General features: G+C 76.4%; 11 protein-coding genes. 6 read left to right on the forward strand and 5 right to left on the reverse strand.

Annotated features, from left to right (window positions below; translation table 11 throughout):
* Positions 1–27: 27 nt before the first annotated feature.
* Entirely contained in the window at positions 28–1,545 is a 1,518-nt protein-coding gene (locus WMF24_RS16800; RefSeq protein ID WP_437737420.1) for a lipopolysaccharide biosynthesis protein, read from the forward strand.
* On the opposite strand, the gene WMF24_RS16805 is transcribed toward WMF24_RS16800, so the two are convergent.
* The 3 genes from WMF24_RS16805 to WMF24_RS16815 form a co-directional block, all read right to left on the reverse strand.
* Positions 1,487–3,394, reverse strand: coding sequence for a hypothetical protein (locus WMF24_RS16805; RefSeq protein WP_437737421.1), 1,908 nt, complete (start codon positions 3,392–3,394; stop codon positions 1,487–1,489). The genes WMF24_RS16800 and WMF24_RS16805 overlap by 59 nt on opposite strands.
* A gap of 71 nt (positions 3,395–3,465) precedes the next feature.
* A complete protein-coding gene (locus WMF24_RS16810; RefSeq protein WP_437737422.1) occupies positions 3,466–4,290 on the reverse strand; it encodes a WecB/TagA/CpsF family glycosyltransferase in 825 nt (274 codons plus the stop codon).
* Between the two features lie 29 nt (positions 4,291–4,319).
* On the reverse strand, positions 4,320–5,480 hold the full coding sequence (locus tag WMF24_RS16815; RefSeq protein ID WP_437737423.1) for a glycosyltransferase family 4 protein: 1,161 nt from the start codon (positions 5,478–5,480) through the stop codon (positions 4,320–4,322).
* Between the two features lie 432 nt (positions 5,481–5,912).
* On the opposite strand from WMF24_RS16815, the gene WMF24_RS16820 reads away from it, so the two are divergent.
* From WMF24_RS16820 to WMF24_RS16840, 5 genes are read left to right on the forward strand one after another with little or no spacing between them, the layout of a single operon-like run.
* A complete protein-coding gene (locus WMF24_RS16820; protein ID WP_437737424.1) occupies positions 5,913–6,800 on the forward strand; it encodes a glycosyltransferase family 2 protein in 888 nt (295 codons plus the stop codon).
* Complete coding sequence (locus WMF24_RS16825; RefSeq protein WP_437737425.1) at positions 6,797–7,978, forward strand: hypothetical protein; 1,182 nt, start codon at positions 6,797–6,799, stop codon at positions 7,976–7,978. Before WMF24_RS16820 ends, WMF24_RS16825 begins: the two co-directional genes overlap by 4 nt.
* Positions 7,979–9,130, forward strand: coding sequence for an alkaline phosphatase family protein (locus tag WMF24_RS16830; protein ID WP_437737426.1), 1,152 nt, complete (start codon positions 7,979–7,981; stop codon positions 9,128–9,130).
* 8 nt (positions 9,131–9,138) lie between these two features.
* The gene (locus WMF24_RS16835) at positions 9,139–10,371 is read left to right on the forward strand and encodes a glycosyltransferase (protein WP_437737427.1); all 1,233 of its coding nucleotides are present in this window, start codon (positions 9,139–9,141) and stop codon (positions 10,369–10,371) included.
* Positions 10,368–11,642 carry a DegT/DnrJ/EryC1/StrS family aminotransferase gene (locus WMF24_RS16840; protein WP_437737428.1) on the forward strand — a complete coding sequence of 425 codons (1,275 nt, stop codon included), beginning with the start codon at positions 10,368–10,370 and terminating at the stop codon, positions 11,640–11,642. Before WMF24_RS16835 ends, WMF24_RS16840 begins: the two co-directional genes overlap by 4 nt.
* Positions 11,643–11,700: 58 nt before the next feature.
* Here WMF24_RS16840 and WMF24_RS16845 read toward each other — a convergent pair whose 3' ends face one another.
* Both WMF24_RS16845 and WMF24_RS16850 read right to left on the reverse strand, forming a co-directional pair.
* Positions 11,701–13,257, reverse strand: coding sequence for a GMC family oxidoreductase (locus tag WMF24_RS16845; protein WP_437737429.1), 1,557 nt, complete (start codon positions 13,255–13,257; stop codon positions 11,701–11,703).
* Positions 13,254–14,063, reverse strand: coding sequence for a hypothetical protein (locus WMF24_RS16850; RefSeq protein WP_437737430.1), 810 nt, complete (start codon positions 14,061–14,063; stop codon positions 13,254–13,256). The genes WMF24_RS16845 and WMF24_RS16850 overlap by 4 nt, the downstream gene beginning before the upstream one ends.
* Between the last annotated feature and the right edge of the window lie 310 nt (positions 14,064–14,373).

Raw genomic sequence — 14,373 nt, forward strand, 5'->3', positions numbered from 1 at the left:
CTCGCCGCGTGGCTCCGGGCCGGAACGGTGGTCGCCTTGACGGCGCCGGCCAGAGGCCGCGCGGGCGAGAAGCGGGTGCTCGTCGAGCTGCTCGCCGGCGGCGGCAGGCAGGTCGCGGCGATGGTCGCGGGCCTCGTCGTCTACACGGTGATGGCCCGCTGGCTGAAGGCCGAGAAGCTCGGGGCCTGGTCGCTGCTCGGCACGATCAGCTTCCAGCTCGCGATCGCCGACCTCGGGCTCACGACCGCCGTCCAGCGCGCCGCCGTCGCCGCCGACGAGGCGCGCGCGCGCCGCGCCGTCGCGCTCGCGCTCGTCCCGCTCTGCACGCTCGGCCCGCTCGCGGCGGGCGCGTCGTACCTCTGGTTCCTGGGCGTCGGCGGCGAGTCGGCGGAGCTCCGGGCGGACATCTCGCGCGCGGCCGTGCTCGTGCTCCTCGGCGGCGTCGTCTCCGCGCTCGGCACGCCTTACCGCGGCTACATCATGGCCCGCGGCCGCGCGAACGCTGTCGCGTACGCGCGCACGGCGCAGGCGTTCACGCACCTCGCCGTCGTCGCCCTGGGCTTCGCGGTCGCCGGGCGCACGCTGATGGTGCCCTCGGCGGGCCTGCTCCTCGCGAGCGTGATCGAGCTCGCGATCACGCTGCGGGTGGCGCTGTCGATCGACCCGCTCCTGCCGCTCCGGCCGGGCATCCCGCGCGACCGCGGCGAGGTGTGGGGCGCGCTCCGCGAGGGCTCGGCGTCGCTCGTGATCAGCGCCTCGACGATGCTCGCGGTCCGCGTCGACGCCATCGTCCTCTCGCGCGTGGCGCCGCTCGCCGTCGTCGCCTCGTACGGCGTCGCGAGCCGCGCCGTCGAGATGATCTACATGCTGACGAAGCAGGCGACCGCCGTGCTCCAGCCGCGCCTCGGCGACCCCGGGCGGCGCGAGGGCGCGGTGCGCGTCGGCACCGGCGTCTTCTGCGGCGTGATCGCCGTGAGCATGGGCTCGATCGCGCTCAACGCGCAGCCGCTGCTCGTGGCCTGGGTCGGCGCCGTCGCCGACAACGACGTGACCGCGACCGTGCTCGCGATCCTCGCGCTCGCCTCGATCGTCACCGCGAGCGAGGAGATGGCCGGGGCCACGCTCACGCTGAGCGGGCGCACGGCGTGGGCGACGGCGGTGCCGGCCGCGATCGGCGCGGCGGTCAACCTGTCGATCTCGGTCCTCGGCTCGCCGCGGTACGGGATCTGGGCGGTCGCCGGGAGCACCGTGGTGGGGAGCCTCGTGAAGACGACGCTCGCGTGGATCAACGCGAGCAAGCTGCTCGGCTACGGCGCCCGCGACGTCGCGCGCGCGTTCGCGCCGCCCTTGGCCGGCGGGCTCGCCTCGCTGGCGACGTCGTGCGCGCTGCGCGGGCCGGCGCGCGGTGGCGCCCTCGCGAGCGCGGCGTCCTGCGCCGGCGCGGCCCTGGTCGGCGCGGCGGTCTGCGGGGCGCTCCTCTGGTGGCTCAGCCTCCGCCCCGGCGCCGCGCCCGCGGGGGCGCCGGCGGGCGCGCCCGCGTCATGAGCCGCGCCGGCGGCGCGGGCGGAGGCCCCTCCGCGAGGGCCGGGGCGGCCGCCGCGCCGGCGCCGGCGCGCCAGAACGCGCGCGTGTCGCCGACGTGATCCGGGAGCGCCGCCAGGTCCGGGGCGACGCCGAGCAGCACGAAGCCGATGCCGTCGCTCCGGCCGAGGCGCGCCGCGATCCCGCCGAGATCCGGCCCGGATCGCTTGCCCGCCTCGACGAGCACGAGCACGCGCGCGGCCCGGCGCGCCGCGCGGCGCAGCGCGGGCAGCCCCTTGTCGAGCGCGAGCGCGCGGATCTGCGGCCCCGGCGGCGCGCCGGTCTCCGCCGCGCCGCGCGCGAGCCGCTCCAGCAGCGGGGCGACGTGCGGCGCCTCCGCGTCGCCGAAGCCGGCGACGAGCGTCGCGCCGGACGAGCCACGAAAGGCGTCGCCGAGGTCGGCCGCCAGGTCGTCGAGCGCCTCGGGATCGCGCGGCCACGTCGACGTCGCGACGACGGGCGCGCGCCCCCAGAACGCGAGCTCCGAGCCCACGTGCGCGCGGAGGCCCCACACCGCGCGCGCCAGCACCGCGAGCGTCGCGCCGAGCAGGCCGAGCAGCGGGATCGCGATCGCCACGAGGCCGCGCCGCGACTTCACCGGGAAGGTCGGCGCGCGCGCCGGCGAGAGCACGCGGAAGCCCACGCTCGGCGCGCGGATCGCGTCCTCCGTCCGCGCGAGCCGCTCCTTGCGCTCGGCGAGCTGCTGCTCGGCGAGGTGCAGCGCCGAGAGGAGCGCGGACGCCTCGCCCTCGATCTTCGACAGCCTCGCGACGGACGACTCGGCCGCCGCCGCCAGCTCCGCGTACGTCTGCCGCTTCTTCAGCGCCGCGTCCCGCTGCGCCGCCGCGTGGGTGAGCCCCTCGCGCGCGGTCTCCCACTGCGGGTTGCGGCCGACGATGCGCCCCGCGGTCATGGGCGCTGGCGACTCGGCCACGCGCTGCTCCAGCGAGGCCACCTGCGCCTCCAGCGCCCGGACGCGCGGGTGCTCCGGCGCGAGCTGCGCCCTCATCGCGACGAGATCGGCCCGCGCCTGCGCGAGCTTCTGCGAGTCCGGCAGGATCTCGCTCTCGGACAGCACCGCCGTCGGCGGCTCCTTGCTGGCGACCTTGCGCAGCGACTCCAGCCGCGCCTCCTCGGCCTCCATCTCGACGCGCGCGAGCTCGCCCTCGGTGCGGATGCGCGCCGCCTGCTCGATCGCCGCCTGCGTCTCGCCCGGCAGGTCGGCGATGCCGTGCGCGGCGCGGAGCTCGTCGTACGCCTTGCGCGCCGCCGCGACCGCGTCGCGGGCCGCGACGACCGCCACCTGCTGGTGCTGCGCCTGCTCGAGCAGGCGCTCGCGCGCGTGCTCGAGGCGGCTGTCGAAGAACACCTCGACCACCGTGTCGGTGAGCTTCGCGGCGAGGGCCGGGTCCTCGGCCCTCGCCTTGATGGTGACGACCTTCGACTCGCTCGACGACACCGTGGACACGCGCTGCCCGAGGACCTCGATCGGCGTCGCGAGGCGCAGGCGCTCGCGGACCTCCTCGAGGTTCTTCGGGATCTTCACGCTGTCGAGCACCGTCTGGAGCTCGTGCGCGACCTCGTCGCGGCCCACCGCCTGCTCCCACACGAGCACGACGCCGGCCTCGAACTCCCGCTTCACGAGCGTCGCCGCGATCGCCGCGCCGGCCACGCCGGACAGGGCGGCGGCGAGCGCCACCGCGCGCGCGCTCCGCCGCAGCGCCCGCAGGATGCGGGCCGGCTCGACCGGCGTTCCGGGCCTCGCCGGGTCCGGGGCGGCGCCGCCCGCGGACGGCGCCCTGGCCGCGCTCACGTGGGTGTCCTCCGGGTCGTACAGGCTGGGTACCTCGCGTCTTTCTCGTGGGTGTCTCGGGTCGTCCTTCGCTACGTCGTCAGGGGATCGCGGGGCCGCGGCGGCGGCGTGAACACGCGCACGCGCGCCTCGCGCGCGTCGCGGCAGGTGCGGTAGAGGATCCCCGCGAACCGCGGGTCGTCGACGAGGTACCGGCGCGCGAGCCGGCGCGGCTCCAGCGCGAGGCGGAAGAGCCACTCGAGCCCCGCACGCGAGACCCAGCGCGGCGCGCGCGGCACCTGGCCCGCAAGGAAGTCGAGCCCGGCCCCGATGCTCAGCGCCACCGCCGGGCGGATGTGCGCGGCGGCGCGGTGGATCCACAGCTCGCCCTTGGGCGCGCCGAGGGCGACGAAGAGGAGGTGCGGCCCGGCCGCGCGGATCCGCGCCCAGAGGGCGTCGTCCTCCGGCGACGGCGCGATCGAGATCCTCGGCGCCTCGGCGCCCGCGACGACGGCGCCGAGCTCGCGCTCGGCCCTGTCGGCGACGGCGCGCGCCGCGCCCGGGCGGCCGCCGAGGAAGTAGACGCGGTAGCGCCGCGCCGCCGCGCGCCGGAGCAGCGGCCAGATGAGGTCGGAGCCCGAGACCTTCTCGGGCAGCTTCGACCCGACGAGCGGCGAGGTCCACACGAGCGGCTGGCCGTCGACGAGCGAGAGGCTGGCGCTCGCGTAGGCCTCGCGGAACGCGGGGTTCCGCTCGGCGATCACGACGTGGTCGACGTTGGGCGTGAACACGGCGCCGCCCTCGCCGGCGTCGACGAGCCGCTCGATCTCGTCGAGCGCGCGCTCGGCCGTGATCGCGTCGACCCACACCCGACCGAAGCGCACGCGCGTCCGGGCCCGCGCCGCGTCGCCTGCCATGTCCGATCCTCCCGTGCAGCGCGCCGCGCTCATGAGCGCCGGCGCCTCGCCATCGCCTCGCGGCAGGCCTCGAGGAGCCCGTCGGCCGCCGTGTCCCAGCTCCGCGCGGCGGCGCGCGCGGGCCCCTCGCGCCGCGCGCGGTCGCGGTGCGCCGCGTCGCCGAGCGCGCGCGCGAGCGCCTCGGCGATCGAGCGCTCGTCGAGCGGATCGCACAGCGCGCCGAGGTCGCCGACCACCTCGGGCAGCGCGCCGGTCCGCGAGGCGACGACCGGCCGCCCCGCGGCGAGGGCCTCGAGCGCCGGCAGGCCGAAGCCCTCGTAGAGGCCGACCATCGCCACGGCGTCGGCGCCGGCGACGAGGCCTGGCACCGCGTCGTCGGGGAGATAGCCGAGGAGCCTGGCCTCGCGATCGAGCCCGAGCCGCGCGATCTCGGCCCGGAGCAGCGCCTCGGCGCCCCAGTCGGCGCCGGCGAGCGCGAGCGCGTGCGAGGCGCGCGCCGGGCTTCTGGCGAAGGCGTTGAGCAGGCGGAGGAGGTTCTTGCCGGGGTGCTCGAGGCGCCCGAGGTAGAGGACGTACGGGCGGTCCGTGCCGACCCGGCGGCGCGCCTCGCGCACGCGCAGGTCGTCGTCCGCGGCCGGGGTGAAGCGCTCGTTGTCGACGCCGTTCGGGATGACGCGCACCGAGCCGGGAGGGAGGCCGAGCGCGCGTTCCACGTCGGCGCGCGTGGCGTCGCTCACGGCGACGAGGACGTCCGCCGTGGCCAGCGCGCGGACGACGACGTGCCGGCCGTACGCCATGCGGAGCGGGTCGTACCGGCGGTTCACGCGCAGCGGCGCGAGGTCGTGGACGACGGCGACGGTGGGGATCGGAGAGCGCATGGTGGCCCTCCGGTTCGCCGCGGGGAGGAGCAGGACGTCGGCGCCCGCGCGCGCGGCGGCGCGGCCGGCGGCGCCGAGGTGCCAGAGCGCGTTGAGCGCCGCCGGGCGCCACGCGTCGCGCGTCACGATCCGCGCCGCGCCGCCGAGGTGGGCGGAGTAGGCGTCGAGATCCGCGCGCCGCCCGAGGGCGACCGTCGCTCCTCCGGCCTGCTCGACCCGGAGCCTGAGCCGGGGGAGCACGGCGTTCAGATAGGCACTCAAGCCGGAGCGGCCCTGATCCGTGCCGCCCGTCGCGATCGCGAGCTTCATCATGCGAGCGTCTGGCATGTCTGGTTGAGCCGCCTGAAACGAGCAGAGCTTCGAACCGCCAAGACGCCAAGGACGCCAAGAGATTGTCTCTTTCTTGGCGTCCTTGGCGCCTTGGCGGTTCATTTTCTCGCCCGCTCGGCGTGATTGTATTCTAGCACGGTGTCGGACGTCGCCAAGGACAGAGGGGGTAAATGAATGCGTGAGAGCGCGGTGGCCCTGTTGTGCTCGCGGTGCGAGGAACAGAGGGATCTCGCACGGAGGCGTGATTATTTGCTTCGGTGTATGGGTGAAATGCGAGCGAAACCTGTCCGACATCAATGGTGCGTCATGAACGATGTACCACCGTGAAGTGTTTGCGGATTGGAGCTCTTCCTTAGGGGGAAGGGGGGGCGAGAGCCCCGGCGCTGAGCGATCGCGTGCCACGAACGAATCGCCATGAACGACGCGCGAAAGACCGATTCCAACGTCATTCCCGACATCGTCGACGTGGTCGTCCGCTGTCGTGACGAGATGCCCCACACGCGGCGCACGCTCACCGCGCTCGCTCGCCAGGAATCCCCCCGGGCGCGGGTCCTCTTCATCGACTCCGGCTCCACCGACGGCTCGCGCGAGGCCGCGCTGGAGGCGCGCGTGGAGCTCCTCGACTGGCCGCCGGGCACGTACATGCCCGGCGCCGTCATCAACGCCGGCATGGCGCGCACCCGGTCGGCGGTGGTGGCCTTCATCAACGCCGACGCGGTCCCACGCGGGCCGGACGCGCTCCGGAGGCTCATCGCTCCGCTGTGCGGCGGCGGCCCGGCGGCGGCCGCCTACGGGCGCCAGGTTCCTCGCCCGGGCGCGGACGTGCTCACGCAGCTCGACCACGCGCGGGCGTTCCCGGCCTCGGGCACGCTCGCCCTCCGGAGGGGGACGTTCTTCTCGATGGCCGCCTCCGCGATCCGCAGGGACGTCTGGGAGCTCCTCCCGTTCGACGAGGGCCTCCGCTACTCGGAGGACGTCGACTGGGTCCGCCGGGCGGCGGCGCTCGGGTGGACCACGGCGTACGCCCCCGACGCGGCGTTCGAGCACTCGCACGACTACGACGTCCGCGGCAGCTTCCAGCGCCGCCGCGGCGAGGGCGCCGCCGACACGCTGATCCACAGGCTCGGCGCGCCCTCGTGGCTCTCCGATCTCGCGCGCCCTCTGGCCGGCAGCCTTGCCCGCGACGCCCTCGCCGGCGCCTCCTCTCCGCGCGGGGTCGCCACCCGGGTGGCCCAGGCGACGGGGTACTTCGCCGGCAGGCGGCGGGCCGCGCGCGCCGACGCATGCGAGGGCAGGGCATGATCGCGGCGGCCGCCGCGCCCGCCCTCACGTCGGCCGCCGCGCCGGCGCCGCCCCGCCCGGGCCGGCCGCGGTACACCCTCTGCGGCGATCCCCGCGCCGAGATGGTCGTCGCGCGCGACCTCGCGTCGATCGCCGCCTCCACCGAGGAGCTGCTCGGACCGCGGCTCTGCGGCCTCCTCCTCCTCGGCGGCTACGCGCGCGGCGAGGGCGGCGTCGTCGAGCGGGCAGGGGAGCTCGGGCCCTTCAACGACTACGACCTCGTCGCCGTGGTGCGCGGGCGCGCCGCCGGCGTCCACGAGCGCGTCCGGCTGCGCGCCCACGGGCACGCCTTGACGCAGCGCCTCGGCGTCGACGTCGACCTGCTGCCGCTCTCCGAGGCCGCCCTTCCCCGCCTCCCGCCGACGCTCTTCTGGCTCGACGCCGCGCTCGGCGGCGTGCGCGTCGTCATGGGCCCCGGGGCGCTCGCCGGCCGGCTGCCACGGCTCTCCCCCCGCCGCGTGCCGCTCGACGAGTGCGGCCGGCTGCTCATGAACCGGGCCGCAGGCCTCGCCCTCTCGAACCTCGAGCCCCGAGCCGGCAACGAGGACCGGATCGCGCGCCACGGCCACAAGGCCGCCTTCGCGTGCGGCGACGTGCGCCTGCTCGCGTGCGGCCGCTACCGCCCGAGCCACGTCGAGAAGCTCGCCGAGCTCGAGCGGCTCGAGCGCAGCCCGGCCGTGGGCGCCGAGCTCGTCGCGGCGTACCGCGACGCCGTCGCGTTCCGGGCGCGCCCCGATCGGTGGCGCCCGCCCGGCGGCGACCTCGCCGCGTGGTACGCGCGCCTCCGCGCCCTCGTCGCGCGGTGGCACCTCGACCACGAGGCGTGGCGCGCCGGCGCGCCGGCCGACCCCCGGGCGTACGCGGCCTTCCGCGGGCGCCTCTTCCGCGCGCTGCCCGACGTGCGCCCCTGGGCGGCCCCGCTCGCCGCCGCGCGCGCGGCGTGGAGCGGCGCCGCCCCGCTGCTCCCGTACGTCGGCCACCCGCGCGAGCGCCTCGCGCGCGTCGCCGTCGCGCTCGCCTACGCGCCCGACGATCCCGCCTCGCGCGCGGCCGCCGAGCGCCTCCTCGGCGCGGCCGCGGGCGCCCCCGACGCCGTGCTCCGCGAGCGCCTGCTGTCGCTCGTCCAGCGAGGAGGCTGATTGTCAGCGCCCCGGGACAAGGTGCTCGTTGCCTTCGTCGACGCGCTCGGCCCGTCGCAGCTCGCGCGCTTCGAGGGCGCGCTCCCGTCGCTCGCGCACCGGCGCGCGCTCGAGGGCGTCCTCGGCTACTCGTCGGGCGCGCTCGCCACGGTGCTCACCGGCGCGCCCCCGGCTGTGCACGGGCGGATGTGCCTCTTCACGGCGCGCGCGCCGGGCGCGCCGGGCCTCCTCGACCCGCTCCGGTGGCTCGGCCTGCTCCCGCGGGTCGTCCACGAGCGCGCCGCCGTGCGCCGCTGGCTGTCGAGGGCGTTCGCCCGCGCCGCCGGCCTCACCGGCTACGTCGCGCTCCACCGCGTCCCGCCCGAGGCCTTCCGCTGGCTCGACCTGCCCGAGCGCGACGACCTCTTCCAGGCGCGCGACGTCGGCGGCGCGCGGACGTTCCTCTCCGACGCCCGCGCCGCCGGCGTCTCCGTCTACGCGGCGCCCTGGCAGCTCCCCGAGCCCGCCCGGTGGGAGCACGCGCACGACGCCCTCCGGCGCCAGCGCCCCGACCTCGCGTTCCTCTACGCGGCCGAGCTCGACGCGACCCTCCACGCGGGCGGCAGCGGCAGCGACGCCGCCGGCGCGGTCATGCGCCGCATCGGCGCCCACATCGAGCGCGCGCGCGAGGAGATGGGCCGCGGCGGCGCGCGCGTCACGACGATCGTCGTCGGCGACCACGGCATGGCCGACGTCCACACCTCCATCGACCCGCGCGGCGTCGTGGCCCGCCTCGCGCGCCTCGCGCCGCTCCGCGTCTTCGTCGACAGCACCCTGCTCCGGCTCTGGGGCGACGACGCCGCCCTCGAGCGCGCGCGCCGCGCCGTCGAGGGCGCCGGCTTCCCCGGCCGCTTCCTCGACCTCGCCGCGCTCGAGGCGCGGCAGGCCCCGACGCGCGGCGCCGCCCACGGCCGCGCCATGTTCGTCCTCGACGAGGGCGCGATCTTCGCGCCGAGCTACGTCGGCGGCCGCGTGAGCGGCATGCACGGCTACGACCTGGGCACGCCCTCGTCGCGCGCGGCGCTCGCCTCCGACGCCCCGCTCCCGGCCGGCGTCTCCTCCATCGCCGACGTCGCGCCGCTCGTCCGCGAGCGCCTCGGGCTCGCCGCGTGAGGGGGCGCATGCGCATCGGCCTCGCCGTCCCCACGCTCGGCTACGCGGGCGGCGTCGAGCGCCACGCCCGCGATCTCGCCGCGGCGCTCGCGGCGCGCGGGCACGAGGTCGTCCTCCTCCACGGCGCCCTCCGCGGCGGCGACCCCGAGGGCTACGCGCGCGGCTTCCGCCGCGCCGCGCCGATCGATCGCCCCGGCTGCGCGCGCGACCTCGACGTCGTCTACGTCCAGCGCGCGCGTCGCGTCGAGGAGCTCGCGCCGTTCGGCGACACGCCGCTCGTGATCGCCTCCCACGATCACGAGCTCACGTGCGCGCGCACGTACCGCTACCTGCCGCTCACGCTCGCCCCCTGCGACCGCGCGCCGGGCCTCGCCTGCGTCGCCCACGGCTGCTGCGTCGTCCGCGACAGGCGCCCCGCGGCGCGCGTCCCCGTGCGCGTCGAGAACCCGCTCGCCCTGCGCTCCCGGCTCGCCGGGCTCTCCGCCCGCGCGCCGATCGTCGCGTGCAGCCGCTACGTCGCCTCGAACCTCCTGCGCGCCGGCGCCGACCCCGCCCGCGTGCGCGTCGTCCACCCGATCCCGCCCGACGACCCCGCGCCGCTCGCCCCGCGCCCCGCGGCGCCGCGCCTCGTCGTCGTCGGCCAGCTCCTGCGCGGCAAGGGCGTCGACATCGCCATCCGGGCGCTCTCGTCCCTGCCCGCGGACGCGACCCTTGCCGTCGTCGGCGACGGCCCGTCCCGCGGCGAGCTCGAGGCGCTCGCCGCGCGCGCCGCGCCGGGGCGCGTGCGCTTCCACGGCCACGTGGCCCCCGAGGGCCTGCGCGCGCGCTACGACGCCGCCTCGGTCGCCGTCGTCCCCGCGCGCTGGCCCGAGCCGTTCGGCATGACCGGCATCGAGGCGATGCGCCGCGCGCGCCCCGTCGCGGGCGCCGATCACGGCGGCATCCCCGAGTGGCTCGAGCACGGCGCGGGCGGGCTCCTCTTCACGCCGGGCTCGCCGGAGAGCCTCGCCGCCGCGGCGCGCGCGCTGCTCGCCGACGCCGGCGCCGGCGCCCGGGCGCACGCCGCCGCGGCCGCACGCTTCCCGCACGCGCGGCTCGTCGCCGAGATCGAGCCGATCCTCGAGGCCGCCGCCCTCGGGCGCGGCGCCCGGTGCGCGCACGGCGCCGCGAACGGGAGCCCGCGCCAGGGCGAGGGAGGGATCATGCGACGCTCGTCGAACGGGAGGCGCCTTCTTTCATGAGCGACACGCTGGCCATCAAGGGCGGGGCGCCGGTCCGCGCGAGGCCGTTCCACGGCTGGCCTGTCCACGGCGAGGAGGAGCGCCGGGCCGTGATCGAGGTCGTCGAGAGCGGCCGCTGGTCCTTCAATGGCCCCAAGGAGGAGGCCTTCTCGCGCGCCTTCGCGCGCTTCTGCGGCGCGAAGGAGGCGTTCTGCGTCGCCAACGGCACCGTGAGCCTCGAGATCGCCCTGCACGCGCTCGGCGTCGGCCCCGGCGACGAGGTCATCGTCCCCGCGCTCACGTGGATGGCGACGGCGCTCGCCGTCGTCAACGTCGGCGCCACGCCCGTCTTCGCCGACGCGCGCCGCGACGACGCGTGCGTCGATCCCGAGGCGGTGCGCCGGCTCATCACGCCGCGCACGCGCGCCGTCATCCCCGTGCACCTCTACAGCCAGCTCGCCGACCTCGACGCGCTCGCCGCGATCGCCGCGCGGCACGGCGTCGCGCTCGTCGAGGACTGCGCGCACGTCGTCGGGGCGCGGTGGGGCGACCGCGGCGTCGGGACGGTCGGCGCGATAGGATCGTTCAGCTTCCAGCAGAGCAAGGGCATGACCTCGGGCGAGGGCGGCGCGCTCGTCACGAGCGACGAGGCGCTCGCCCACCGCATCTTCGGCGGCAAGAACTGCGGCCGCCCGTGGAAGCCCGGGGCGCCGGCGACGTTCGGCGGCAACCACCGCATCACCGAGATGCAGGCGGCGATCCTCCTCGCCCAGCTCGGCCGCCTCGAGGGCCAGCTCCGCACGAAGGCCGAGAACGTCGCGCGGCTCGCGCGCCAGCTCGCGGGCGTGCAGGGCGTCGACGTGCTGCCGATCAAGCCGCAGGTCACCCGCCTCGGCCTCTACGGCCTCCTGCTCCGCTTCGACGCGGAGCGCTTCGACGGCCTGCCGCGCGACACCGTGCTCGCCGCGCTCCGGGCCGAGGGCATCCCGGTCGGGGTCGCCTACGACGTCGTGTACCGCTCGCCGCTGTGGATCGGCGGCGAGCGGCACCGCGCCTTCGGCCCGGGCGTCTCCGCGCGCGGGCGGCTCGGCCTCGACGCCCGCTGCCCGGTGGCCGAGCGCATCGCCGCCGAGGAGTCGCTGGTGATCCCGCACGAGGTCTTCCTCGGCCCGCCGGGCGACATGGACGACCTCGCCGCCGCGTTCGAGAAGGTGCGGCGCCTCGCGCCCCGGCTCGCGCTCGACGGGCTGAGGTCGCGGGCGAAGGATCTCGTCCGCAGGGCGCTCCGCTGACGATCGCACGCCGCGCGGCGCCGGCGCCGCCGCGCGCCGCGCCGCCCGGCGAGCGCGCTCACGGCGCCGGCGCGAGCATCCGGTCGGCCATGCGCAGGGCGAGCGCCACCGTGGTGAGGGTCGGGTTGCTCACGCCGCTCGACGGGAACGCGCCGCCGCTCGCGAGGTAGAGGCCCTTCACCTCGTGCGCCTCCAGGTCCGCGTCGGTCACCGAGGTCGCTGGATCGTCGCCCATCGCGTGGCCGCCCATGTAGTGGCCGCTGTTGCACGGCGGCAGCGTGACCTCGACCTCCTCGGCGCCGAGCGCGTCGAAGACGCGCTCCATCGTCCGCTTCATCTCGAGGTAGCCGCGCCGCTCGTACTCGCGCACGAGCTCGAACTCCACGCGCGCCGCCGGCGCGCCGCCGCGCTGGCGGACCTTCGAGGAGAGCGCGATCCGGTTGTCCTCGTACGGGAGCTGCTCGAGGAACGCGCCGAGGGTGACGTAGTGGCCGACGAGCTCGCGGATCTCCTCCTTGAGCGCGCGCCCCCACAGCCCGCTCTCGAGCGCGAGCCGCGCCGGCGACGGCCCCGCGTTCTCGCGGACGAGCAGGCGCCCGCCGCTGTGCTCGCCGCGCCGCGCGTGGTCGTGGAACATGAACGTCGTCGCCGTCTCGAACCCCTGCCGGTACGGGCTGAGCCGCTGCTTGACCCGCCCCGTCATGTAGAACTTCGGGTGCTCCATCAGCTCGAGCCCGAGGCGCCCGTTGTTGTTCGCGAGCCCGTGCGGGAACGCGCCCGTCCGCGAGGCGAGGAGGATGCGGACGTTCTCGACGCACTGGGCGGCGAGCACCACGCGCGGCGCGTCGACGCTCTGCTCGCGCCCGGCGGCGTCGAGGTACACGACGCGCCTCACGCGGCCCGCGCTGTCCACCTCGACCCGCTGCGCCACCGCCTCGGTAACGAGGCGGAAGTTCGGCCGCTCCGCGAGGCGGTTCACCGTGCGGTCCGATGTGTACATCGCCCCGATCGGGCACGCGCGGCAGACCCCGTAGTACGTGCACACCGAGCGCCCGTCGTACGGCTCGGAGTTGCGCGCGACGGGCACCGAGTGCAGCGGGATCCCGAGCCGCGCGCACGCGCCCTTCACGAGCTGGTCGGTGTCGTTCATGGGGAACGGCCCCATCGGGTACGGCTCGCTGCGCGGCGGGGTCCACGGGCTGTCCGCCGCGCCCGCGACGCCCATGAAGCGCTCGGCCCGGCAGTAATACGGCTCGAGCTCGTCGTACGAGAGCGGCCAGTCGCGGGCGACGCCGTACAGCGACCGCATCCGGAAGTCGTTCGGCTGGTAGCGCGGGGTGACGGCGCCCCACGCGAGGCTGCTCCCGCCGAGCTTGCGGATCGCGAAGACGTTCAGCTCGAGATCGTCGCCGATCATCTCGTACGGCACCGGATCGAACGTCCACGGGATCGCGCCGGTGAACGCGCGCTCCATGACCGCGAAGCGGTCGCCCGGGGGCGGCTGCCCCGCCTCGAGCATGACGACGTCCGCCCCGCGCCCGACGAGCGCGTGCGCGGCCGCCGCCCCGGCGGGGCCGGAGCCGACGACGATGACCTCGGCCTTTCGCGCGCTCAACGCGCGATCTCGTGGGCGCGGTCGCCGACGCGGAGGACCAGCGCGCCCCCCTCGTCGTCGAGGTGTTCGCCCAGCGCGAGCAGGGCCGCGCGCGAGAACGAGGCCCGCTGCCGCCCCGCCTTGACGAGGATCGACAGCCCGTCGTCGCCCTCGGCGCGGCCCTCGACGCGGAAAGCCTGCGGCGCGAGCTCCTCGACAGACCCGTCGGAGAGCGCGAGGATCAGCCGGCCGCGCTCCATCGAGACGGACCGGACCTCGCACGGCTCGAGCTCCGCGCGCGAGCGCCCGGGGAAGGCGTCGTAGCCCACGACGGCCCAGCCCGCCGCGGTCGTGTAGTAGTACACGAGCAGATCGCGCACGACGTGGAGCCGGAAGCGCCGCGCCGGCCTCCCGCCGATCAGGGCGCCTCGCGCGACATCGAGGTTCTCCGACGTCAGCTTGAGGCGGCGGCGCCACGCGGGCTCGCGCCGCGAGCTCGGATAGGGCCGCAGGATCGAGCGCAGCACGGCGTCTCGCTCCTCCATCGAGAGGGCGGCGAACGCCCTGCCCGGGTGACGCTGCGCGGCCCTCGCCTCGAGCAGCGCAACGGCGTCCTCGTATTCGCGGAGATAGCCGGGCTCGGCGCGGGTCCGCGCGTCGACGTGCCGCCGGACCTGCTCCCGCGGGAACGCCTCGTCCGCGGCGAGCGCCTGGAACAGCGCGTACACGGTCTCGTGCTGCGCGTCGGAGAGGACGCCCGTGGGCGCCTCCGGATCGAGCGCCGGTTGCAGGCGCTCCTTGAGCTTCGATAGCGGGTTGCGGTTCATCGAGTCGGTCGGGTGGTGGATGTAGCTTACACCCTCGCTCCCATTCCGGTCGCCGTCTTGCGCCCGTCAGCGCGCGTATCGCGTCTCCGTGCTTCGTCTCAATTTGAGACGAACGACGGCGCGCCTCGCGCCACCGGCAAAACCACCTGACCGGACGTCGGTCGATGTGTGAGAATGAAACCTGTTATTCTTTGTAAATAGTCGAATATTATCGATTTTACTGGCCTCTGACCCCCCGGGAGGCGCGGGCCTCCGCGCGTTCAATCGCCGGCCTCTCTGTCGCTCCAGGCCGCGGGCCTCGCTGTCGCCG

Origin of the sequence: Sorangium sp. So ce1335 (assembly GCF_051521615.1) — a bacterium.
Lineage (GTDB): Bacteria > Myxococcota_A > Polyangia > Polyangiales > Polyangiaceae > Sorangium.